Below are 22,110 nucleotides of genomic sequence, written 5' to 3' on the forward strand. Positions count from 1 at the left end.
TAATCGCGGATCAGCACGCCGCGGTGAATACGTTCCCGGGCCTTGTACACACCGCCTAAATAATAAGGTAAGGCACAACTGGCGTAGGAAATGTGCTCGCCACGTTCAAATAAAGTGATGTCGATTGTTTCATCTAAACGGCGTAAGCGCGTGGCAAAAGAGGGCCCGGCTGCGACGCCGCCAATAACAACAATTTTCATAAGCATCCCCATTTCATGTTTAGTAAGCGCTTGCTTAGGTGACTGTAATTGTAGCGGGAAATCGGTTGTGATGCAACTATCTTGTTGTGCCGAGCGGTAGCAAAAAAGTACGCTGTTGACGTGCGTACTTTTTAATAGGTACCTTTGATTTTAAAATAACTGCCGCGAATGATCCCAGCAAGCTTTGATTTTTGATGGGCAAACTTGAATTTACCCTCTAATTCGGCTGGCACGGCCATGCCATCGGAAAGTTTCAGGCCAACCGCCCGTTTACCGTCTTCTGCTAAGGTGTAAAGGATGTTGATCCCCAAGCCGTCTTCATAAAAGACATGGGTCCAGCGCACACCAGCCACTTCAAGCTGGCTGACTTCTAGTGGCTTTGCGGCAAAGTGCAGGTCACGTTCGGCTAAAATCTGATTGACATAATCGATCAGGTCCGGCCGCTGCGCTGCAGGCTCAGTGACAAAATGAACTTTGTATTTATTCCAGAAATATCGGGCTTCGTTGGCACGTAGTCCTGCTAAAGCAGGGGCTACTGGTGAGGATTCTAAGCCAGTGGTGGCAACTGTTTTGAAATCAACTTGATAACGCATGATTGACCTACTTTCTCAATAAAGTAAATTAATTATAGCGGTTTTAGGGTGTGAAGGGAATTGAATTGTTGTGAATTTATTGGGTGCCAGGCATCAAGTTGGTTTAAAGAGCACCATAATCAAAAACCACTTTTTTAAAAACAAAAATGCACATTTCTTCACAGGTAGGCTGCACAATTTAAACCGGGTATTTTGTGATAGTCGGCCTATATTATTTTGACGGTTAACCTGTCAGAATAAACTTAAGGCGAAATGCTAGCTTTTTGAAAACGCTTTATTTTATGATTAAACTTGTGGAGGCGGCCTATGGAACCGGTCAAATTAGTGATTGCGACGCATGGTCAGTTTGGCATTGAGTTGATGCGCTCAGCGGAAATACTGATTGGACCCATGCAGGCGGTTTATCAGTTATCTTTGCGGTCTGAGGATAATTTTGACACCTTTGTGGCCCATGCGCAGGCCTTGTTGACAACTTTAACGGGTCCGGTTTGTGGGTTAGTCGATCTAAACGGTGGCACGCCGGCCAATGCCATGACCTTTTTAACCCGTCAATTTCCAATGCGGGTCGTTGCCGGCTTAAATTTACCGATGTTATTAGAGAGCTACTTGCAAGTCAGTCGTCAACCAGATACTTCTTTAGCAGAGGTTGTCCAAACTTGCTTGCAGGCGGGCCAGCGGTCTGTCGTGGAAACAACGGCCAAATATCAGCGGAACAAATCATAGAATGGAGCAATGTCATGCAGTTGGTGGATATTTTCAATTCATTTATCCATGTGGTACAGGAGAATCCGAATTATTTAATTGGATTGTTGGATATGAATCATCAGGTGATTGCGGCAAGTGATGAGAACGTGTGTGGTGAGGTGATTCCAGCAGAAATTGAGCCGGCTCGCAATCAAATATTTGTGCTACAAGTTGGTGAGTCGTTGTTAGGTTATTTGTGGGTCCATGTCCATCAACCAGATGCCAGTTTGAATATGGTGAGTACCTTATTCTATCAGTCATTGAAAACACGGATCGCACACGAATTAGATAAGGAAAGTGCGTTGGCAAGTTTATCGTTAGAAGGCTTACTGATCAATGAATTGATTGTCAAAGAAGCAGCGGATGCCAGTTATGTGCAAGACCTAATGGCCAAATTAGACCTGGATCCTAGCATGCCTCGAATTGCCGTTTACTTGTTAGGGATGGATGCGTTTGAATCAGAAATGATCACGAATTTAAAGTATAAGCTGAATGACCCCAACACTTTTTACGCACGCTTAGGGGGCCCAAACCTTGGTGATTTTTAAAGCACTTCCAACGGCACGTAAGCCAGTTGCTGTGCACACCGTTTTAACTACTTTTGTCCAAGAGCTCGTGGATTGGGGCCTAAAAAATTGTTACTACGCCATTGGCACCTTACAGTGTCAAATGCGACTCTACGCCGATAGCTATCAAAGCTGTCAGTGGTTAGTCAAACATGAAACCATGATCAAAGACCAACCGTGTTTTTTCACGGATCATTTAGCGGGTTACTTTTGTGACAAACTGCAAATTTCTGAAATGGATAATTTGTTTGATTACTTTTACGAGCAAGTGGTGAACATGGATACAGAAGAAATGGTGGCAGTGGCCGACGCATTATACCGAACGAACTTTAATCTAAAACAAGCAGCGGATCAGCTTTATTTTCATCGCAATACATTGTTGTACAAATTACAGGACTATGAGCAAACACTAAAGTTGGATATTCGTGGCAGTATGGTCGGGAAGTTTATGTTTTTCCTGTTTTGTGACTTGTTGAAGAAAACGTTGTAAGGAGGCGCTTGCTTCATGGGGAAAATTGTATTGGCACGCATTGATGATCGATTGATCCACGGGCAAGTGATGACAGCTTGGATCCAGTTTACCAATGCAAATGAAGTGATCGTGATGGATGAAAAGGTGGCGCAAGACCCGTTTTTAGCCGATATTATCACATCAGCGGTACCGGAAAACCTCAAGGCAATGGTGTTATCACCAGTGGCTACGGCGGCCTATTTAAAACAACAGGCGGATCAGCCAGTTAATCATTTGCTGCTGGCCAAGGGACCACAAGCTTATTTAGACTTACTTGATCAGGGCATTGCGCTAAACAGTATTGATTTAGGTGGCATGGGTCAGACCGGACAACGCACGCAACTTTATCGCAATATTGCACTAGATGAGACAGAACGGGCTGCCTTTCGAGAATTAATTCAGCGCCAAGTGAATGTTTACATCCAAGTGGCACCGGCTAATAAAAAAATCAACTTAGCAAAAATATAGTTCAAAAATAAATCAAAACCAGTGGGCTTATTTTTTGCGGCCATTTGACGTGCTGGCCAGGCAGTAAACCTGAAAATTTAGAGGGGGAATTTGAGGATGACAACGAAAAACATTGTATCGAAAACGTATCGTTTAATAAAACCAGAAAATTTTGAAACGCAAAACATCACACGCACGCTAAAACCAGGTTGGGTGGACGTCCAACCGCGGATGGCCAGTGTGTGTCACGCGGACGACCGCTATTTTGCCGGGCAGCGGCGGCCAGAAGCCTTGGCAAAAAAGTTACCGATGGCGCTATTACATGAAGGTTTAGGCGTGGTGAAAGAAAGCATGAGCAATCAGTTTCAAGCTGGCCAACGGGTGGTGATTGCCCCGAATATTCCTGGCTATGTGTTGCGCGGAGAAGCGAAAACAGATCCAGTACCGGATAATTACAGCACGGACGCCGTTTTTATGAGTAGTGGGTACGATGGGATCTCCCAAAGTGACGTGGTCCAGCCGGCGTCAGGCTTGATTCCAATTCCCGATAATGTCCCTGATGAGATTGCGGTTTTTGCGGAAGTCAGTACCATTGGCTACCATGCGTCCAGCCATGTGGCCAATTATCTCAGTCAACCTGGGGTAAAAGTCGCACTGTTTGGCGATGGACCTGTAGGTTATATGGCAGCAGCGGTATTGCATTATGTGCGTGGGATTGCGTCTGAAAATTTAACCGTATTTGGGGCGGTACCTGAGCGGCTGGCCAAATTTGACTTTGCACAGCGCGAAAATGTGACAGAATATGACTTTGAACAGGCGCCTGAACAATTTGATGTGATCTTTGAAGCCACAGGTGGGCATTTTAGTTCTAGTGCGATCAATGAAGGGATTCAAGTCATCAAACGCACAGGAAAATTTGTGTTAATGGGGGTAACGGAAGAACTGGTGCCGATCGATACCCGTGATGTACTGGAAAAAGGCCTGACTTTATATGGTACCAGTCGTTCAACGCCACCAGATTTTCAGGCGATTATCCAAGCGATGAGTGCCAACGCTGATTACCGTCAGGCGTTAAGCAAGTTATTGCCAGAACAGGCCACGACGATTTCCAGTGCAGCAGATTTAAAAGTGGCGTTTGATCAGATTGTTGCTAGTAAAGATTGGCATAAAGCCATCTTGAAATTTGAATGGTAGGTGACGCAAAATGGTTGGGATTGTGATCGCAACACATGGCCAATTGGCGGCAGGTTTGTTAGATGCCGCTGAGTTGATTATGGGTGAGCAGGCGCAGGTCGCCACGTTAGGCTTACATCATGGGGACGATGTGGCCGCATTTGGACAAGCGCTGGTGCGCGCTGCCAAATCTGTTAGCACTGGCGATGGTGTATTAGTACTCACCGATTTATTTGGGGCGAGTCCGAATAACCAGGCTGCAACAGCTCGGACGGCCTTAACTGGGATTCCTTATGCGCTGCTGACAGGGGTTAATTTACCAATGCTGTTAACGGCATTTAATGAACGTTTGCTCGGCAATGACTTGATCACCATGAAGCAAGCTGTTTTAACAGCAGGTCAAACAGGGATTAAAGACTTTTTCATAGAGCTTGCCAAACAATAGAAAGTGAGGGTTTCAAATGTCAAAAATTGTTTTAGCCCGCATCGATGATCGCTTGATTCATGGTCAAGTGATGACCGCTTGGCTTCAGTATACCGATGGCAATCATATTGTGATCGTAGACAACGGTACTGCACAAGATAGTTTTCTGCAGACCGTCATGAAAATGTCGGTTCCTCAAGGGGTTAAGTTGGATATTTTCAATGAAACAGATGGTGCTCAATTTTTACAGGCTGAGCATGGCCAAGATAATATTATTATTTTAGCCAAAACACCAGAAGTCTACTTAGACTTAATTGAAGCCGGTGTCAAGCTGGATGAGATCATCGTTGGTGGGATGGGTGCCAACGGTCAGCGTAAAAAGTTCTATAAGAATATTTCGGCATCCCCTAGTGAACGGGAAACTTTCCAAAAGATCATTGACCACGGCACCACAATGAAAGTACGCATTGTACCAAGTGATAACGCAACTGATGTTGAAGGGTTACTAAAGTAAAAAGGAGGGAACAAGGCCATGACGATACATCTTTGGCAAGCGTTTTTAATTGGGGTCGTTTACTACTTAGGACAAATGGGATCGCCTTGGGTTTCCTTAGCAGGGACGCATACCATTATGCGACCGTTGGTCAATGGGGCATTGGTTGGTTTGATCATGGGTGATCCAGTCAAAGGGACGATTTATGGGGCAGCAATCCAATTACCATTCTTAGCTTGGATCGGGGCCGGTGGGTCAGTCCCAATGGATACTGCGTTAGCAGGGACTTTAGGCACAGCCCTTGGGATGGCGTCTAACGTCTCACCTTCGGTTGCCATTACGTTAGCGGTGCCGATCAGTTTGATTGGGACGATGATCTGGGTGCTCCACATGACGGTGGATATTACCTTTGTACACATGGCCGATGCAGCCGCTGAAAAAGGTAATTTAAGTCGTATTAACTTCTTACACGTGTGGCCACCACAAATTACCATGTTTATTTTCTCCGTCGTGCCCGCGATGTTAGCCTCTTACTTTGGGGCCGGGCCGGTGAAGGCAGTGATCGGCAGTTTAAATGGGACACCGTTACACGTGTTAACTGTCATTGGTGGGATTTTACCCGCTTTAGGGATTGCCATGAACTTACGCGCTATGAATGGCAAAGGTACTTTGGTGTTCTTCTTGCTCGGCTTTATGATTGCCGTTTACTCAAAATTACCAATTTTACCAATTGCCGTTTTTGCAGTGATCGTCGCTTACATCTACACCACATTGTTCTTAAAGAATGGGAGTGAAAACGCATGAGCGAAAAAGTAACGGACGTTGAAAAGCAGGAACTGCCTTCTGAGAATAAGAAGGATGCGGTGCGGTTAACCAAGCGCGAAGTTGTGCGGTCATTCTGGCGCTGGACGTTTTTCTCCCATGCCAACTACAACTATGAACGGCTGCAGGCAACTGGGGTGATCCATGCGCTATCACCAGTTTTTAAGCATTTATATGGCAATGATGAAGCACAGATGAAGGAAGCTTTACAGCGGCACATGCAATTCTTTAATACAGAACCCCATTTTGGTGGGGCGATTTTAGGGATGACCATTGCCATGGAAGAAGAAAAGGCCAATGGTGCCCCGATTACCAGTGAAACGATCAACGGTTTAAAAACCGGGCTCATGGGCCCGTTAGCCGGAATCGGGGATACACTGTGGCAAGGGACATTGATTCCCATTTTACTCTCCTTTACCATTGGTTTTGCGTCCAAAGGGAACATTTTAATGGGCCCGGTTCTGTTTGCCGTACTTCATTTAGCCATTATTTGGGGGATTGGTTACTGGAGCTGGATGCAAGGTTACAATTTAGGGAAAGAAGGTATCGCAAAGGTCCTGCAAGGGTCCCTGTTGCCAACCGTTATGACCTTTGCCCAGTCCATGGGACCAATTGTGATCGGCGCACTTTCAGCGACCTTTGTTAAGGTATCCAGCCCATTAAAATTCCATTTAGGGAAATCCATGATGAAAGTCCAATCGGGCATTTTAGATAAGTTAGTCTTAGGGCTACTGCCATTGCTGATCACGTTATTAGCCTACTATTTGTTGAAACGCAAGTTCAAACCAACGACCGTATTGTTGATCTTAGTGATCGTAGGCCTCGTCGGCGGTATTTTCTATATTATTTAAAATCGTTTAACCACTGATGACGCTGTCGTTGGTGGTTTTTAGTTTGGGTCCATCTTAAAGAAGCGTTCGATTTGAGTCCCAATATCGGAGCGATTGTCATAGATTTTTAAAATTGTAAGGTCGGTTTCCGACTTTTTATAAATAACAGTGATTTTATCTGTGTGATAATAATCATAGCCTGTTAAATAAGGCCCAATCTCTGTGGCAGAACGACCTAAGTTTGGAAAATCAGCAAGTGATTTTAGTCGATTAGCAAGTTCTCGCATAATTCTATTGGTGATTTCAGTGCCAAAGGTTTGGCTCAGGTAATCTTTAATGTGTAAGAGATCTTTCTGTGCAGCATCATTGATTATCAGAGTGAGTTTTGTCATTTGAAAAGCTCCTTTTCAAATTCTGAAAATGGTTGAGAAGGGCCAGCTTCAGATTTTTTTAGATCATTTAAAATTTTTAATCCGAGTTGTAAACGATCGTATTCTTCTAGGTCAACAATAGCGTATTTGCCATAGCCATTTTTTGTTAAGATCACAGGTTGTTCCTTAGTGACTTCGGCCAGTAATTTCTTGTAGTTACGGAGTTCTGAGACAGGTTTAATGTTAAGCATAAATTGCACCAACTTTCAAAGTTTTGTTAAAAATATTGTACCTAATTTAGTGCTTAATTTACAGCAAATGGTTTTTACGATTAAGGCGCAAGTTCGTGATGATTGCTAAGTGATAGCTACAGCATAGCAACGAAAGCGGTTACTGACAATGGATTTTGGCTTTTCTTAAACGTTTGTTCGCCTAAAATAAATCGCGTTCTTTTGCGCATTACTAGTGGTTATTTTTTGATAAACGAAAAAAGCTACTAACTTAGGCCAAGTTAGTAGCTAGATGTATCCTGATAAACTTTATTTTGTACTGCTATAATAGTATTTTACAATATTTTGTGCAACTCATTGATATTGCCATATAGTGTCCACCATAGTGCCATAACTTTATGAATCGCACAATAGGTGCAAAATATTTGAACGCTATAAAGGGACGTCAGATATTAGCCCATAGACGATTGTTGTTTATCATATCATCAATCGCGATGGTAATCATTCCGCTTGATCCGCAAACAAACTGATAAAGGTCGCTGCGTCCTGTGGGTCAGTGGAAGCAATACGGAACAGTAAGTCTAGCTGGTCATCGGTGGGATCCGTAAGGTGTAGGGCCTCAACCATTTGGGTGAAGCGTTTATCAATTGCTTTTTCGGTCATGTTAGGGTCTTTGGGGCTTTGGCTAAGGGCCATTAAGATCATTCCTTATTGTTTATTTTGTGTTTAAAGGTCTTTGCGGTGGTGTGAATGCTTGTCTATACGATAAAGTACTATTCGCACAGTGTAGGGAAATTCGGAACGGATGTCAATATCAGGCGAAGGACAATGCAAAAAGAGCATCTAGAACGGTTAAGGTCTAGATGCTCTCAATGATGCGCTTGACGTTAACCCGTACACCCTACTGGTTAGCGTCGTGGCAGCACTTGTATTTTGAATGAAGCACTTGTTACTTGTTTTGATCTTCGTACTTTTGCAATGTTTGCGCTGTTTTCGCAGCAGCTTGTTGTGTGATCTTTTGTTGGATCTGTGTTTGAAGTTGCTTTTGTTGGGTCTTAGACATGGTTGGGTCTTTGGTTAAAGCAGCTTTCATTTGGGCTGCAATCACCTTTTTCGCTTGCGCAGCCATGGTTTTCTTAGCGGCCTTACTTTGTTTGGATAAGGCCTTGGCTTGCTTGGTGCTTAACACGTACCAGTTTTTGTTGACTTTAAACGTGTTGGTTTGTGACTTGTATTGATGGTTGTTGTTTAAGCCAGCAAAGAATGTTTCATAGAACTTGTTTTTGTACGTATAACGGGTTGTGGTGGTAACCACATGAGCCGTTTTTGTGTTGGCTGATTTTTCAAACGTATTGGTTGTTTTTTCGTCGGCTTTCGTTGTTGTGACCTTTTTTTGAGTTGGATCTTTTTTGTAAACATAAACCGTTTCGTCACCATTGCCTAAAGGTTGGAACAACAGAAGTTTGATGTTGCTACCTTTCATGGCAGTGGATGGGTAGATGGCGTGCGTTTTGGTGACTTTTTCAGTTTTCATCCCAAAATGCTGTTGTTCGTTTGCAATCATCAACCCGATCGGTACGATCAAGATGATCAAGCTAAGTGGGATCATAATGTATTGTTGCCACCAGGTATGACCACCAATGGCAAAAATAGCAAATAGTAACGCGCCTAAAATAATTAAGAAAATCGCCATTATTGGTCACCTCCTGCAACTTTTGGGCCTTGCGTTGTTTTCTTAACAAAGAAGGTGACGATCACACCGATGATACAGAAAATCGAAGCGACGATGAAGGCCGCATGATAACCAGATAAGACGGCATTGATGGCACCTGTCTTGTAGTGTAATGGCAAGGTGTGTAAAACATGCTTACTTGGCATTTGTGCTTTTGTAGCATTTGATAAAACTGAGATCAAGATGGCAGTCCCAACGGAGCTGGCAACTTGACGAATGGTGTTGTTTACTGCGGTCCCGTGGCTGATCAAGTCTAAGGATAAAGCGTTCATCCCGGCTGTGGTAACCGGCATCATGACCATGGCAATCCCAAACATCCGAACGGCGTAAAGCACAATAATCGTTGCTAATGGGGTTGACTTCGTTAAACCAATAAATGGAATGGTCCCAATGGTTAAGAGCAACATCCCAGTAATGGCCAAGCGACGTGCGCCTAACCGGTCAAATAATTGACCCGTGATCGGGCTCATAACCCCCATCATTAAAGCCCCTGGTAACAGAATCAGGCCAGAATGAAAGGCAGATTCGCCACGTACGTTTTGAATGTATAAAGGTAAAACCATTTCAGCACCCACCATGGCCATCATCACAACTGAAGATAAAACAGTTGCAACCGTAAAGGCAGGTGTTTTGAAAACGCGGAGTTCCAAGAATGGCTTCTCCATGGTTAATTGGCGCCAAGCGAATAAGGCGATGAAAACAACCCCGATCACTAAGCCGCCAATGACAATCATGTCGCCCCAGCCTTTATCACCGACTTCTGAGAAGCCGTAAAGCAGGGAGCCAAAGCCAATGGTAGATAGGACAACTGACAAAATATCTAGTTTTTCGCGACGTGTGTCCAAAACTTTACGTAATGTGAAGAAGGACGCCACAATGACGATAATGGCGATTGGTAAGATCATGCCGAAAAGCATCCGCCAGTTATAGTTATCAATGACCCAGCCAGATAATGTTGGGCCGATCGCAGGAGCCAAGCCAATGGCTAAACCGGCAGCCCCCATGGCAGCGCCCCGTCGTTCAGGTGGGAAAATTGCCAAGGCAATGGTCTGCATCAGTGGCATGGATAAGCCCACCCCAACAGCCTCAATTAAACGACCAATTAATAAAGTCGCAAAGTTAGGGGCTTGCCAACAGATGACCGTCCCAATTAGGAAAATCGTCATGGCACCGATATAAAGGTACTTTGAACTAAATCGATTGATCAGCCAAGCTGAAATGGGAATCATGATCCCGTTGACTAATAGGAAACCAGTTGTTAACCACTGGACGGTTGATGTGGAAATATCAAATGCCTTCATCAATGTCGGGAAAGCTGTGGCCAAAATGGTCTGTGTTAAAACTGTCGCAAATGTCCCAACAATAACCGTTGCTAATAAGAGGCCCCGGTTATAAGGCTTGCCATTTGCGTCAAGTGTTTGTTCTTTTGCCATACTTGCAAAAAGCCTTCTTTCTTTTAAAAGATTCTGAGAGCTACTATAGGCGCTTTCTGAAATCTTGTCAAGTAAATTAACAATAGTTTCAGATGATTTGACAAGATGGACAAACAAACTATAATACTGTTAAGATAGATGACGGTGGTTTGGAAAAAATTAAGCAGGTGATAGAAATGGGTGTTCAGCCATTAGGGTCGCTGATGATGGGCGATCGGTTTATTTTAGGAATTGGTCAGATCAGCGAAATGACTGGCGTGTCGCCGCGGCAATTGCGCTATTGGGAAAAGCGCGGGTATATTCAACCGTTGGCGAAAAAAGACGGTGAAACGCGGCAATATAAAGCCAAAACAGTGGTGACGATTTTAGGGATCAAGCATTTTTTAGATGAAGGGTATACCTTACAAGCCGCTGTGAAGAAGATGACGGTTTACGATCAACAGATCCATAAACTGCATCAGTTTATTCGGCGCTCTTATCATGGGGTGGTTAAAATTGATGGCCACAATGCCGTTGATCTAGGTTTCTTTGACCTTGAACAAACACAGCGCTTATACGGTATTTTAGATAGTGACAAAGTGTACTATCAAGTTTTACCGGCGGATCAAGCGCCAGTTGTACCGGAAAATCCAGCAGAGTAGACGCTACATGGTATAATGGGCGTTGACGTTAACGTCCAGTTTTGGGCGTTTTTTTAGTTTGAAGGGGGTAGCTGCATGGCAACACAGATCGGGGTGCGCACGTTAGTTGAATTTGTGTTGCGTCAAGGGGACTTAAATGCACGTTTAAATAGTCAAAACACAGCTTGGCAAGGGGCTAAGTTACATCGTGCATTACAGCAAGCACACCGAGAAGCTGATTATCAAAAAGAGGTTTATTTAAAGCAGACGGTAACCTTAGCCGGGCAGGATTATGTCATCGATGGTCGGGCCGATGGTGTCTGGTCAACGGCTGGTGACTATACCGTTGAAGAAATCAAAACCTCAGATGTCCCTTTTGAGACGTTACCAGACAATCAATTGACCTTGTATTGGGGGCAGGCACAAGTTTACGGACATTTTTTGTGTCATGATTTTGACTTGCCCGCAATCAATTTAGAGTTGGTGTACTATCAAACTGATAATGACGCAGTGACGCGGGTTCAGCGCCGCTTCAAGCGCGCTGAACTGGCCGATTTCTTTGAAGAGATGGTGCAGGAATACAGCGACTGGTTGCAAATGCAGGCGGAATGGCACCAAACACGTGACCAGTCAGCGCAACAATTACAATTTCCATTTGGTGATTATCGTCCGAATCAGCGCCAATTAGCGGTGGCTGTTTATAAAACCATTGCCCGCCAAAAGGAACTGTTTGTCGAGGCCCCAACGGGTACTGGTAAGACGATCTCGACGTTGTTTCCGGCGATTAAAGCGCTAGGCGCCGGTCAGTGTCAGCGTTTGTTTTATTTAACGGCGAAGCAAAGTACCCGCCAGGTGGCCGAGGAAACGCTGGCGTTATTGGCCACCAAGCAATTACGGCTGAAAAGTGTGACCTTAACAGCGAAGGATCAGATCACGTTTCCGGAAGAAGTGGACGTGCCACCTGAACAAAATCCGTATTTTCTCGGGTATTATGATCGGTTAAAACCAGCATTACGAGATCTCATGGCCCATGAAGATCAGTGGACCCGGGCAGTCATTGAAACATATGCCCGTAAGCATCAAGTAGACCCGTTTGAATTTTCCTTAGATGCGGCGTTATTAGCGGATGTGGTGATCTGTGACTATAATTACTTGTTCGATCCAATCGTTTATTTACAACGCTTTTTCGCCGATACGGATCCGAATCAAGTTTTTCTAATTGATGAAGCGCATAATTTGGTGGATCGTTCTCGCAGCATGTATTCCGCCGCCTTAGCCAGTCAGCCGGTGGCAGATTTGGTGAAACAATTGAAGCCAGAACCAAAGTTACAAAAGGCGACTAAAACGTTGCGGGCAGCGTTTACAGCTTTAAGCAAGCCATTGCGTGACGCTGAAACGACCCAACAAGTTCAGGCGGCGCCAGCTGAAACGTTTCAGGCGGCGCTGTTTAAATGGCAGGGCAAGGTCCACGATTGGTTAGGGGCGCAGGAGCCCGATGCACCACTGGTGACGCCGGTGTTAACCGTTTATTTTCAGGCGCTGACTTATTTGAAGATCAGCGATTTATATGGCGACAATTATCAAACGTTGATCCAATACGACCCGACACAGCGTCAAACCACGATCAAACAATTGTGTTTGGATTCAGCGCCATTTTTAAAACAGTGCTTGGCCAAAGGTGGCAGTGCCATTTTATTTTCAGCTACGTTAACACCGTTGTCATATTATCAGCAGGTACTAGGGGGTACCGAGGCTAGTTTTCAATTTCAAGTGCCGTCACCATTTCCACCGGCACATCAGGCCTTATTGATCGCCCAGTATGTGCAAACCACTTACCAGCAACGGGCGGCGAACTTACCGAAAATCGTGGCCAGTTTAGGCGCATTAGTACAAGGTAAAGTTGGTAATTACCTATGCTTTTTACCGTCTTATCAGTATTTAACCACAGTCCAAACGGCTTTTGAGCAGGCCTATCCAGCCATTGAGACTTGTGCGCAGACCCCAACCATGACAGCGGCGGAACGCACGGCCTTTTTAGCGCAATTTCAGCCTGAACCAACCGCTACCTTGCTGGGCTTTGCGGTATTAGGTGGCAGTTTCGCTGAAGGCATTGATTTAAAGGGGGAGCGTTTGATCGGAGTAGCAGTGGTCAGCGTGGGCTTGCCGGGCTTGTCGGTGGAACGGAACTTAGTGCGGGATTATTTCCAGCAAACCCAACACGCGGGCTTTCAATACGCGTATCAGTTGCCAGGGTTGAATCATGTGTTGCAGGCAGCTGGGCGCTTGATTCGAGATACCGCCGATCGCGGCATTATTTTGTTGTTGGATCAGCGTTTTGGCACGCCACGTTACACGCAGTTTTTTCCAGCGCACTGGCAATTTTATCAACGACTGACCCAACCACAACAACTATCAGCACAAATTCAGCAATTCTGGGCGGAAACAGCCCGTAAGCAGTGAAATTCTGCTACAATGTAAGCAAATTAACGGAAAGGGGCCGAGCACATGCAATCAATTTTGGCGGAACTTCAAGCGGCCCAACGCGACCATCAACTGATCAACATTTATCAGGCCGCTCATGACGTGGTGTACACCGGCTACGTGTTGTTTTTAAATGAAAGCGGTGTGGTGCTACAAACTTATGACGATGCTGGGTTACAAGACGGCATGGTTTATTTGCGGCTACCGATTATTGACGAGATCGAAGTGGACAGTGACGATTTGACCAGTATGCAATTTCGCATGCAGTTGGCGCAAGATGAGCATTTTATCACGTCCTTTCAGTTTGCTTTTCAATTTGTGGCAGCCCAGCCGTTATTGCCACAGTTGTTGCAACAGGCGCAAGTCCGTCAAACTATGTTAATGTTTGTGTTGGCCAATGATGAGCGTTACTTAGAAGGTCGGGTGCACGATGTCACTGAGGATACCGTGGTATTACAGCTTTTTGATAAGTTTGATTACACCAATCAAGCGCTATTAATGTTGCCACAAACTCAGATTCAATTGGTGGAATTTCAAGGCAAAGAGCTATCGCTAGAAACGTATTTGTTGCGCCAACAGCCATTGCCAACGCACGTGTTGCCCCAACGGGCCACCACGCCAACTGCGATCCAGACCATGTTAAAAGGGGCTGAACAGGACGGTCGGTTAGTGGCTTTAGGGGATGCTAACGATAACGACATGTTTTTCGTCGGTTTTGTGAATACGGTGAACACCGACAGTGTGGTCTTAAATTTGATTGATATGAACGGCCAATTTGGCGGTTATGTGCTGATGCAGTTGTCTGAGTTAAATAGTGTCACCAATCAATCTGACTATTTGCACACCATGACCGCCTTTGTCCGGCGCAATCAGCAACGCGGACTGACCAAACAGCCGATTCTCAACGATGAGCGGTTATTTGATCCCAGCGTGGATCTGTTTCGAACCTTGGTTCAGCAGGCGTTGACCTTCCGCCGGTTGATTCGGATCCGGACCAGCGCTTGGGAAGGCGCCATGGTGGTGCTGCCGCTTGCAGTGGACGACGAGACGCTGACGTTTCGGATTTTTGAAAGTGAATCAGAAGACGATCCCGATCAAATGAGCATTGCCTTTACCGAATTAGTCGAGATTGCCTTTGATTATTTAGACCTGTATTTGTTGACCCAGGAACTAAAGGCCAGCGGGGAGCTTTAAGAATTTTTCTGAAAACTTAACTTTTATTTGCTATAATAGGCGCAATATCTGATTAAGAAAATAAAAGGAGCAAGTCATTGTTTAATATTATTAAAGCCGTCATTCTAGGGATCGTCGAAGGGATCACTGAATTTCTACCGATCAGTTCGACTGGACATTTGTATTTAGCCGATGAATTTGTCAAATTAAGTGAATCGACTGCCTTCATTAACATGTTTATGGTGGTCATCCAGCTTGGGGCAATCATGTCAGTTGTGGTGCTTTACTTCCATAAATTGAACCCACTGTCACCGCGTAAAAGTAGTGTGGAAAAGCATCAAACTTGGGTCCTGTGGTTAAAAGTTATTTTAGCTGTGTTGCCGTCTGTCATTATCGGGTTGCCGTTAAATGATTGGATGGATGCGCATTTAACCAGTTGGCAAGTCATTGCCACAACCTTGATCATTTACGGGATCTTGTTCATTGTGATTGAAAATCATAACCGCCAACAATCCCAAAACCGGCATAGTCACCAAATTACGGATCTCAACGCTTTGCCAATGAATACAGCCTTGTTTATTGGGGTATTTCAAGTGTTATCCTTGATTCCAGGGACCTCACGTTCAGGCGCAACGATCTTAGGGGCCATTTTAATTGGTTGTTCCCGTTATGTGGCCACTGAATTTTCATTCTTCTTGGCGATTCCAACCATGTTTGGGGCATCTTTATTGAAAGTTTTGAAATATTTTGCCCATGGCAACACCTTCACTGGCAGCCAAACGGTTGTTTTACTAGTCGGCGTCATTGTGTCCTTTGTGGTGGCGTATGTGTCAATCAAGTTCCTGCTGAATTATATTAAACGCAATGACTTCAAGGCCTTTGGCTGGTACCGCATTATTGTCGGGGTGATCGTGGTCTTGTATTTCGGATTATTACATTAATTGTTAAAGCATGCTGGCAAAAGCTGGTGTGCTTTTTTAAGTTGGTAATAGGGTCAAGTCGGTAGGGTGCGATTCATGTTTGTACCAGCGTTGGAACCATGGTAAGCTGTTCATTAGTGTTAAAATTTAAATGATGTGTCTTGTCAGTTACCTGAAAGTACAGCAGTTGTGCATGCTTGGCGAACTTTTGAACCATTCGCGTGATTGGATTAGATATTTTGTAGAAAGCTTGGTACCCATGGGTTTGAAATTGATTTTAATTTCATTTTTATCATCGTTGATCATGAATATCACCGTTTTATTAGGCGCTGAAACTATTTTTGTTTGGCTAAAACGGACGGCACATAATCCTTGGATCCAGCATTACCGTCATGCGATTTTAGTGGTGGTAGGCACTGCTTTTGTGTTGCTGATCCATTTGGAGGCTTGGTCAAATACCAATGTGTCGCAAAATTTAGTGGGGCTGCATTGGACTTTCTTTAATGTCGAACTCTTGGTGGCGTTTGACTTGCTTTTAATGGTCGCGTCAAAATGGCAATTGCTGAGTACCATGTTGCTATCGCTGGGTTGGTTTAAAGTGGTGTTTGTGCATTTTAATCGGCTTTCCTTAGGTTTAATGGGACTGTTATTGGTTTTAGAAGTGGCCATGTGGTATTGTCGGCGCCCGATCTGCCAGCATATTTGGTTCCGTTGGCCGCTATTTTATGGGATGGCGGCAGTGACGTTTACCATGACCCATTTAAGCCATGGGGATCAAACGATTGGGGCCTGGGTGCGGCAATGGCTGGCATTGATCATCTTACGGACAATCACGGATCTTTATCTAGAACTATTGCGCCGCCAAGTGAAACGGGCGCAGTTAACCAAGTTGTCGGCAGAACAAGATGCGTTAACTGGCGTGCTTAATTTTGGAACGTTTAATCATGCGTTGCAGGCTAAGTTCCAGCAGTATCAAGCGACACAACAGGCTTATGCATTGTACGCATTAGATATTGATCGCTTTAAACGGGTGAATGATACCTATGGGCATGTGGCAGGTAATGAAGTCTTGCAACAGGTTGCGAAGGCGCTGGCTGTGGCCATGCAGCAAACCGCACATACCATGACATTGTATCGGACAGGTGGCGAGGAGTTTGTGATCATTGCGGATTGTTTGGCGAGTCAGCCGGACTTTAAACAAGTTTTGCAGACGATCCAAACAGCCACACGGCAACTGACTTTTTCTTTTAGCGCTGACTTGATCATTACCTTATCGTTAGGGGAGTCGGAAGTGTTCGCCACGGATCTCAACTATTTAGAAGTTTATAAACGTGCGGATCAATCGTTATATGATTCGAAACATAGCGGGCGGGATCTGATCACTGTACAAGGGGCCTTGCTTTAATTTTTCCAAAATAATCGCCATCAACGTGCGCAATCGTGTATGTTGATGGCGATTTTAATTTTTTTAGCAAACAAGGGGCTAAATCGGGGGTTAAAAATCCAACCTAAGGCGGATATGTTTTTCGGTATGAAAATGGATAATGAAAACGTTGTGAAGATGCACAGCATACATATAAAAAAAGCGAATGGGGGGCTTCATAAAATGGCCTTTTTAGAATTACGCGACATTCAGAAAGCCTATTACTTAGGCAAGGAAGCATTTCCGGTTTTAAACGGGATCGACTTGGATTTTGAATTAGGCGAATTTGTCTCAATTCTGGGGGAATCTGGCGGCGGTAAATCAACGTTAATGAATATTATCGGCGGCTTGGATCGGCAATTTGAAGGTTCAGTGACCATCAATGGTCAGAAGCTAGATCACACCAAAGAAAAGCAGCTCGACGATTATCGTCGGGGGACCATCGGCTATATTTACCAGTCCTATAACTTGATCAGTCATTTAAATGTGTTGGAAAATGTGCTCGTTTCTTTAGACATGACGGCTTTAAATGGGGCACAACGTAAAGCCCGAGCAGAATCGCTACTTGAACAAGTCGGTTTAAGTGACCAAATGAAGAAACATCCCAACCAACTTTCTGGTGGTCAAAAGCAACGGGTGGCCATTGCGCGGGCGTTAGCCAGTGATCCGCAAGTCATCATCGCTGACGAACCCACCGGCGCCTTGGATGCCAAAAACACACAAGAAGTATTAGGGTTATTAGAACAAATCGCTAAAGATGGCAAGTTGGTGATCGCCGTCACGCATTCTCAGGAAGTGGCAAACCATGGCACACGAATCGTTCATTTAGCAGAGGGGAAGATCGATGGCGATACCCGCTTGAAACCCGCCTATCCGCAACCTGAAAATGTTGACAAGATTCCACCACGAAAATTGTCAGCATTGGCCAGTTACCGTACGGCATTCAAGCATTTAACCTACAATTTTTGGCGCAACTCATTGATCATGTTAGGCACAGGAATCGGGATTTTTGCCGTATTACTGTTTAGTGGCTTGGGCAATGGGGTCAATGGTTACATTCAGGATCAGATCAATGCCATGGTGAACCCACATTCAGTCACATTGGTAAAGAATCCTTCAGGCAAGAAAATGAGTGTTGAAAAAATTCAGGCCTCGATGCAAGAATATGCCAATGACCCTGCAAAGTTAGCCATTGCAGACCATCAAGTTCAGCATTTAAAGCAGATCAAAGGGGTCAGCAAAGTTGAACCAGGCTACCAATTTAACACTTATACGTTAAGTTATAACAAACAAAATGTGAACGCTAGCGGGTTCCAAACTTGGACCAAAGCCTATGCGTCCGATACCATTAAATCGGGGCACAAACCAGGCGCCAATGAAATTGTCTTGGATAAAAAACAAGCGTTACAGCTCAATAACAATCAAAATTACAAAGCCTTGTTAGGTAAAACTGTCAAAGTCACCTTGCCAACGGTGGATGCGCAAAACCACCCCGTGCAAGTTACCGGGCAACTGAAAGTCGTTGGGTTTACCAATGGCGGCCAAACTGGGGCCATCACAAGCACCAATTATCAAACCATGCGCAACTTGTTAAGTAAGGCCAAGGCGGCCACTGACGCTAATTTTGTGTCAGTGAACGTCAATAACTTGAAACAAGTGACCCAAACGGCCAAACGCATTCAAAATTACAAAGATCATGGGAAATACGTTTTTGGGGCCATCACAGTGGGCGATATTTTAAAGACGGTTAACCGTTATGTCAGTTTAGCATCAACTGTTTTAGGCGCGATTGCCGGTATTTCACTGATCGTTTCGGCGTTAATGATCATTGTGACTATGTATATGTCGGTTTCCGAACGGACCAAAGAAATCGGAATTCTCCGCGCATTAGGCGAACGGAAAAAAGACATTCGGCGGTTGTTTACCTCTGAATCGATTTTCATCGGTTTATTCTCCGCTGTTTTAGCCTTAGTATTGGCTTATGGCGCCAGCGCAGCATTAAATCATGCGTTGTACCATATGGTGAAGGCGAATATCGTCCAAATTAGCGGTGGTAATATCATCTTTGCCTTTGCGGCAGCGATTATTATCTCCTTTATTGCGGCCCTATTGCCAGCTCGCCGCGCATCAAAACTCAACCCGATCGACGCGTTATCGGCCGATTAAGGGATCAAAAAACACCTTTGCGAAGGTGTTTTTTAGTCCGTAAACCACCGCCAAGCGGTAACGTGACCAGGACTGACTAAAAAAGCCGCAAAAAATTGATATAACGTATCTTGAAATTGCCGACCATTGCTGACTTTAAAGGTCAAACGTTCCGCTGCTGATTGGGTTAGATCCAAGGTGACAAAATCGCGTTGATTGAATTTGAAAAAGGTAAAATTGCTAAGCTTAGCGAACAGTGGGTTTTGCAATTTAGTTTGGTGTAATTTGATGAGTTCTTGGTAGGACAATAAGCGACCTAAAGCGTGCTGTGGCTTGGTTTTTGAGCTAAAAAAATCAATGCCATTACTGCATTTTAATAATGTGATCAGATCTGCTGGCACGTTTAACGCTGCCAACGCCGCGGCCTGTTGGACCGTGATGCCAGCATAGATCCGAAACGTAGTTGGCAATAGCGTTTGCGTCTGCTGCCAAACATAAAACGTTTCATTTGATTGCTGAAAATCAGCTAATTGCTGATAAAGTTGCTGCATTTGCTGTTGTGTCACGTCAATGCCCCCTAAATGTTATTCGATATCGCCGCCAGGAATATAGCCGCCATAATTTAAAAAATGGTTGAGAAAATCTGTTAGGCTTGCGCGTAGTTCTAAGCCGCTGGGACAGATCAAGGCCAGCGTTTCGGCATCAGAACGCTGCCAGTCACATGCCACCGGGCCGAGATCTTGTAAGTATAGAAAAGCCAATTCTGATGACTTGATCAATGGGTGAGGCGCATTTAATTGTTGTAGCTGGTCAAAGCTCAGTAATTCCGCTGCGTAAAGTGTTGGGTCATCAGGCCAACACATCAGCCTTAGCCCATTGCTAAGCTTAAGCAATGTGATCAGATCGGCTGGATAATGTTGTTCGGCCAGCTGTTGGGCCTGTTGTGTGGTGATGCCCGTTGTCACCTGAAAAGTTGTCGGATAAAAGCCGCCGGATAAGTTGTACTGGTACAACAGCTTATCAGATTGAATGAATTGACAAATTTGTTGATAAAATGCCGTAATCGCAGTTGCAGTCATGGAAACACTTCCTTACAGTTTGAATTAAAGTTTAACAAAAAAATGATCACCTGCAAAATTTTCGCATATCCGTTAAATGGCCGCAAATTAATTAGCCGAAAGGAACTTGTGTTCGTATCCGAAACATGCTATGCTGAATATAAGAACAAACGTTCTAACAAATGGAGCGGGTGATAAGAATGGAGGTGAATATAAACGTGGCTAAAACGTTAAAAAATGGTCGTAAAAAGCGGACGGTGACACTGACGGTTTCAGATATGGATTATCATTTTGGTGTCAAACGTGTGATGTTTCCAAGTTCAGCACAGAAACAAATCATTAAACAAAATTCTGATGCATTCCGCTTCATTTACAACCGATTAGTTGCGACAACGCGAGACATTTGGAGTTATCAGAAATTGATTGAAAAATGCCGTAAACAATACGAACATTCACATAATGATTGGTTTTTAAACCAAATTTCAGTTTTAGAAACTGAAATACCACTGCTTAGGCAACAGATCTATAATGTCACGAGCATTAAGAATCAATACAAGTGGTTATGTAAAAACAAGAATCTAGATTCATTGATGTTTTTCAAAGCAAAATCAGCCTATCAAGCTGCTTGGAATATGTTTCGTAAAGTTCATCACGCCGGTATACCGAAATTTCACAAAAAATCATATGATCTACGGTATCAAACCGCTTATCTTAAGCACAACATTGAGCTTTTAGATCGGACACACGTCAAACTGCCTAAGATCGGTCGTATTCGCATCAAACAACTGCCAAATTAGTTGATGAAACGTGACGATATTAAGCTCAGTACAGTTAGTCTTAAAATGGATGCTTGTGGTCGCTATTATATTTCCTTTCAACTTGCTTCAAATAACCCTTTCAAAACAAAACTCCCTAAAACAAATCATAGCGTTGGTATTGATCTCAATTTGGAAAACTTTTTAACTGATTCAGACAACAATATTGTTGATAATCCACATTTCTTTCAAAAATCAGAGGCTAAACTTGCAAAAGCGCAACGTGTCTTATCTCGTCGTAAACGTCGTGCTAAAAAGGAAAATCGTCAGTTAAAAGACGCTAAAAATTATCAAAAACAACGTCAAAAAGTTGCGTTTTTACACCGACGTGTTAGACAACAACGTCAAAACTTGCTACATCAAACCAGTAAGGCAATCATCGAAAACCAAGATCTCGTCATTACTGAGGAATTACGTAGTCAGAATCTTTTAAAAAATCACGCTTTAGCAAATCGCATTTCAGATGTTGGTTGGCGGACTTTTCTAGCACAATTAGAGTATAAAGCTGAATTGTATGGTAAAGAATTCAGAACGGTTAACCCAAGATTTACCACACAGATCTGTCACGATTGTGGCTTTAGAATGGGCACACATGGAACGCATAAGTTAACGCTTGACATGCGTCAATGGACCTGTCCGCATTGTCACAGTTTCCATATTCGAGATCATAACGCTGCTTTGAACATTAAGGCTAAAGGTCTTGCGAACGGACCAACAGTAAAGCAATCAAAACCTAAAACGAAGAAAAAACCAAACATTGAACTGACAGCTTCTGGCTGTAAGATCATCCGGGGTATGGCAACTGTCTGAAAAGACTTAATCACCTCGTTAATTTAGTCAACTGTCGAACCAATGGCGACAAGTATTTCGGTACAAGTCGCTAAGTTCGAATGACCTAAATAAGTT

24 protein-coding genes and 1 pseudogene are annotated in these 22,110 nt (G+C 44.1%); 16 read left to right on the forward strand and 9 right to left on the reverse strand.

Annotation, left to right across the window (positions count from 1 at the left end; genetic code table 11):
- Both FC07_RS03830 and FC07_RS03835 read right to left on the reverse strand, forming a co-directional pair.
- Positions 1-200 (reverse strand): FAD-dependent oxidoreductase (locus tag FC07_RS03830; protein WP_162255862.1); only part of this gene is annotated, 200 nt, incomplete at its 3' end.
- A gap of 131 nt (positions 201-331) precedes the next feature.
- Positions 332-793 carry a hypothetical protein gene (locus FC07_RS03835; protein WP_057903806.1) on the reverse strand — a complete coding sequence of 154 codons (462 nt, stop codon included), beginning with the start codon at positions 791-793 and terminating at the stop codon, positions 332-334.
- 306 nt (positions 794-1,099) lie between these two features.
- On the opposite strand from FC07_RS03835, the gene FC07_RS03840 reads away from it, so the two are divergent.
- The 9 genes from FC07_RS03840 (at position 1,100) to FC07_RS03880 (ending at position 6,824) form a co-directional block, all read left to right on the forward strand.
- A complete protein-coding gene (locus FC07_RS03840) occupies positions 1,100-1,516 on the forward strand; it encodes a PTS sugar transporter subunit IIA (protein ID WP_057903807.1) in 417 nt (138 codons plus the stop codon).
- 14 nt (positions 1,517-1,530) lie between these two features.
- Positions 1,531-2,085, forward strand: coding sequence for a hypothetical protein (locus tag FC07_RS03845; protein WP_057903808.1), 555 nt, complete (start codon positions 1,531-1,533; stop codon positions 2,083-2,085).
- On the forward strand, positions 2,075-2,593 hold the full coding sequence (locus tag FC07_RS03850; protein ID WP_235807450.1) for a helix-turn-helix domain-containing protein: 519 nt from the start codon (positions 2,075-2,077) through the stop codon (positions 2,591-2,593). The genes FC07_RS03845 and FC07_RS03850 overlap by 11 nt, the downstream gene beginning before the upstream one ends.
- A 15-nt stretch (positions 2,594-2,608) precedes the next feature.
- Positions 2,609-3,082: a PTS sugar transporter subunit IIB gene (locus FC07_RS03855; RefSeq protein ID WP_057903810.1), complete on the forward strand. Its 474-nt coding sequence runs from the start codon at positions 2,609-2,611 to the stop codon at positions 3,080-3,082.
- A 96-nt stretch (positions 3,083-3,178) separates the two neighbouring features.
- Entirely contained in the window at positions 3,179-4,255 is a 1,077-nt protein-coding gene (locus tag FC07_RS03860; RefSeq protein WP_057903811.1) for an alcohol dehydrogenase catalytic domain-containing protein, read from the forward strand.
- 10 nt (positions 4,256-4,265) lie between these two features.
- Positions 4,266-4,679 (forward strand): PTS sugar transporter subunit IIA, encoded by a 414-nt coding sequence (locus FC07_RS03865; protein ID WP_057903812.1) that lies wholly within the window; start codon positions 4,266-4,268, stop codon positions 4,677-4,679.
- Between the two features lie 16 nt (positions 4,680-4,695).
- A complete protein-coding gene (locus FC07_RS03870) occupies positions 4,696-5,172 on the forward strand; it encodes a PTS sugar transporter subunit IIB (protein WP_057903813.1) in 477 nt (158 codons plus the stop codon).
- 18 nt (positions 5,173-5,190) lie between these two features.
- The gene (locus FC07_RS03875) at positions 5,191-5,955 is read left to right on the forward strand and encodes a PTS mannose/fructose/sorbose/N-acetylgalactosamine transporter subunit IIC (RefSeq protein ID WP_057903814.1); all 765 of its coding nucleotides are present in this window, start codon (positions 5,191-5,193) and stop codon (positions 5,953-5,955) included.
- Positions 5,952-6,824, forward strand: a complete 873-nt coding sequence (locus FC07_RS03880; protein ID WP_057903815.1) for a PTS system mannose/fructose/sorbose family transporter subunit IID — start codon at positions 5,952-5,954, stop codon at positions 6,822-6,824. Before FC07_RS03875 ends, FC07_RS03880 begins: the two co-directional genes overlap by 4 nt.
- A 38-nt stretch (positions 6,825-6,862) precedes the next feature.
- Here FC07_RS03880 and FC07_RS03885 read toward each other — a convergent pair whose 3' ends face one another.
- The 5 genes from FC07_RS03885 to FC07_RS03905 form a co-directional block, all read right to left on the reverse strand.
- Complete coding sequence (locus FC07_RS03885; protein WP_057903816.1) at positions 6,863-7,195, reverse strand: type II toxin-antitoxin system RelE/ParE family toxin; 333 nt, start codon at positions 7,193-7,195, stop codon at positions 6,863-6,865.
- Positions 7,192-7,425 (reverse strand): type II toxin-antitoxin system prevent-host-death family antitoxin, encoded by a 234-nt coding sequence (locus tag FC07_RS03890; RefSeq protein ID WP_057903817.1) that lies wholly within the window; start codon positions 7,423-7,425, stop codon positions 7,192-7,194. Before FC07_RS03890 ends, FC07_RS03885 begins: the two co-directional genes overlap by 4 nt.
- Positions 7,426-7,905: 480 nt before the next feature.
- On the reverse strand, positions 7,906-8,100 hold the full coding sequence (locus FC07_RS03895) for a hypothetical protein (protein ID WP_057903818.1): 195 nt from the start codon (positions 8,098-8,100) through the stop codon (positions 7,906-7,908).
- A 253-nt stretch (positions 8,101-8,353) separates the two neighbouring features.
- Positions 8,354-9,097, reverse strand: coding sequence for a DUF4811 domain-containing protein (locus tag FC07_RS03900; RefSeq protein ID WP_057903819.1), 744 nt, complete (start codon positions 9,095-9,097; stop codon positions 8,354-8,356).
- Complete coding sequence (locus FC07_RS03905) at positions 9,097-10,569, reverse strand: MDR family MFS transporter (protein WP_057903820.1); 1,473 nt, start codon at positions 10,567-10,569, stop codon at positions 9,097-9,099. Before FC07_RS03905 ends, FC07_RS03900 begins: the two co-directional genes overlap by 1 nt.
- Before the next feature lie 176 nt (positions 10,570-10,745).
- On the opposite strand from FC07_RS03905, the gene FC07_RS03910 reads away from it, so the two are divergent.
- The 6 genes from FC07_RS03910 to FC07_RS03935 all read left to right on the forward strand — a co-directional run bounded on the left by FC07_RS03910 (position 10,746) and on the right by FC07_RS03935 (position 19,352).
- On the forward strand, positions 10,746-11,210 hold the full coding sequence (locus FC07_RS03910; protein ID WP_057903821.1) for a MerR family transcriptional regulator: 465 nt from the start codon (positions 10,746-10,748) through the stop codon (positions 11,208-11,210).
- Positions 11,211-11,285: 75 nt separating this feature from the next.
- The gene (locus tag FC07_RS03915) at positions 11,286-13,649 is read left to right on the forward strand and encodes an ATP-dependent DNA helicase (RefSeq protein WP_057903822.1); all 2,364 of its coding nucleotides are present in this window, start codon (positions 11,286-11,288) and stop codon (positions 13,647-13,649) included.
- Between the two features lie 45 nt (positions 13,650-13,694).
- Positions 13,695-14,864, forward strand: coding sequence for a hypothetical protein (locus FC07_RS03920; RefSeq protein ID WP_057903823.1), 1,170 nt, complete (start codon positions 13,695-13,697; stop codon positions 14,862-14,864).
- A 77-nt stretch (positions 14,865-14,941) separates the two neighbouring features.
- Positions 14,942-15,784 (forward strand): undecaprenyl-diphosphate phosphatase, encoded by an 843-nt coding sequence (locus FC07_RS03925; protein WP_057903824.1) that lies wholly within the window; start codon positions 14,942-14,944, stop codon positions 15,782-15,784.
- A gap of 238 nt (positions 15,785-16,022) precedes the next feature.
- Complete coding sequence (locus FC07_RS03930) at positions 16,023-17,168, forward strand: GGDEF domain-containing protein (protein WP_057903825.1); 1,146 nt, start codon at positions 16,023-16,025, stop codon at positions 17,166-17,168.
- A gap of 201 nt (positions 17,169-17,369) precedes the next feature.
- A complete protein-coding gene (locus FC07_RS03935; RefSeq protein WP_057903826.1) occupies positions 17,370-19,352 on the forward strand; it encodes an ABC transporter ATP-binding protein/permease in 1,983 nt (660 codons plus the stop codon).
- A gap of 32 nt (positions 19,353-19,384) precedes the next feature.
- On the opposite strand, the gene FC07_RS03940 is transcribed toward FC07_RS03935, so the two are convergent.
- Entirely contained in the window at positions 19,385-19,897 is a 513-nt protein-coding gene (locus tag FC07_RS03940; RefSeq protein WP_057903827.1) for a hypothetical protein, read from the reverse strand.
- A gap of 18 nt (positions 19,898-19,915) precedes the next feature.
- Positions 19,916-20,410 carry a hypothetical protein gene (locus tag FC07_RS03945; protein WP_057903828.1) on the reverse strand — a complete coding sequence of 165 codons (495 nt, stop codon included), beginning with the start codon at positions 20,408-20,410 and terminating at the stop codon, positions 19,916-19,918.
- 257 nt (positions 20,411-20,667) lie between these two features.
- On the opposite strand from FC07_RS03945, the pseudogene FC07_RS03950 reads away from it, so the two are divergent.
- Positions 20,668-22,014: pseudogene (locus FC07_RS03950) on the forward strand (RNA-guided endonuclease InsQ/TnpB family protein).
- The last annotated feature ends 96 nt before the right edge of the window (positions 22,015-22,110 follow it).

It is taken from the genome of Loigolactobacillus bifermentans DSM 20003, from assembly GCF_001434575.1.
Classification (GTDB): Bacteria; Bacillota; Bacilli; order Lactobacillales; family Lactobacillaceae; genus Loigolactobacillus; species Loigolactobacillus bifermentans.

Coding starts and splice junctions, on each gene's coding strand:
- FC07_RS03835 (WP_057903806.1), bottom strand. CDS start 793: ATGCGTTATCAAGTTGATTTCAAAACAGTTGCCACCACTGGCTTAGAA.
- FC07_RS03840 (WP_057903807.1), top strand. CDS start 1,100: ATGGAACCGGTCAAATTAGTGATTGCGACGCATGGTCAGTTTGGCATT.
- FC07_RS03845 (WP_057903808.1), top strand. CDS start 1,531: ATGCAGTTGGTGGATATTTTCAATTCATTTATCCATGTGGTACAGGAG.
- FC07_RS03855 (WP_057903810.1), top strand. CDS start 2,609: ATGGGGAAAATTGTATTGGCACGCATTGATGATCGATTGATCCACGGG.
- FC07_RS03860 (WP_057903811.1), top strand. CDS start 3,179: ATGACAACGAAAAACATTGTATCGAAAACGTATCGTTTAATAAAACCA.
- FC07_RS03865 (WP_057903812.1), top strand. CDS start 4,266: ATGGTTGGGATTGTGATCGCAACACATGGCCAATTGGCGGCAGGTTTG.
- FC07_RS03870 (WP_057903813.1), top strand. CDS start 4,696: ATGTCAAAAATTGTTTTAGCCCGCATCGATGATCGCTTGATTCATGGT.
- FC07_RS03875 (WP_057903814.1), top strand. CDS start 5,191: ATGACGATACATCTTTGGCAAGCGTTTTTAATTGGGGTCGTTTACTAC.
- FC07_RS03880 (WP_057903815.1), top strand. CDS start 5,952: ATGAGCGAAAAAGTAACGGACGTTGAAAAGCAGGAACTGCCTTCTGAG.
- FC07_RS03885 (WP_057903816.1), bottom strand. CDS start 7,195: ATGACAAAACTCACTCTGATAATCAATGATGCTGCACAGAAAGATCTC.
- FC07_RS03890 (WP_057903817.1), bottom strand. CDS start 7,425: ATGCTTAACATTAAACCTGTCTCAGAACTCCGTAACTACAAGAAATTA.
- FC07_RS03895 (WP_057903818.1), bottom strand. CDS start 8,100: ATGGCCCTTAGCCAAAGCCCCAAAGACCCTAACATGACCGAAAAAGCA.
- FC07_RS03900 (WP_057903819.1), bottom strand. CDS start 9,097: ATGGCGATTTTCTTAATTATTTTAGGCGCGTTACTATTTGCTATTTTT.
- FC07_RS03905 (WP_057903820.1), bottom strand. CDS start 10,569: ATGGCAAAAGAACAAACACTTGACGCAAATGGCAAGCCTTATAACCGG.
- FC07_RS03910 (WP_057903821.1), top strand. CDS start 10,746: ATGGGTGTTCAGCCATTAGGGTCGCTGATGATGGGCGATCGGTTTATT.
- FC07_RS03915 (WP_057903822.1), top strand. CDS start 11,286: ATGGCAACACAGATCGGGGTGCGCACGTTAGTTGAATTTGTGTTGCGT.
- FC07_RS03920 (WP_057903823.1), top strand. CDS start 13,695: ATGCAATCAATTTTGGCGGAACTTCAAGCGGCCCAACGCGACCATCAA.
- FC07_RS03930 (WP_057903825.1), top strand. CDS start 16,023: ATGGGTTTGAAATTGATTTTAATTTCATTTTTATCATCGTTGATCATG.
- FC07_RS03935 (WP_057903826.1), top strand. CDS start 17,370: ATGGCCTTTTTAGAATTACGCGACATTCAGAAAGCCTATTACTTAGGC.
- FC07_RS03945 (WP_057903828.1), bottom strand. CDS start 20,410: ATGACTGCAACTGCGATTACGGCATTTTATCAACAAATTTGTCAATTC.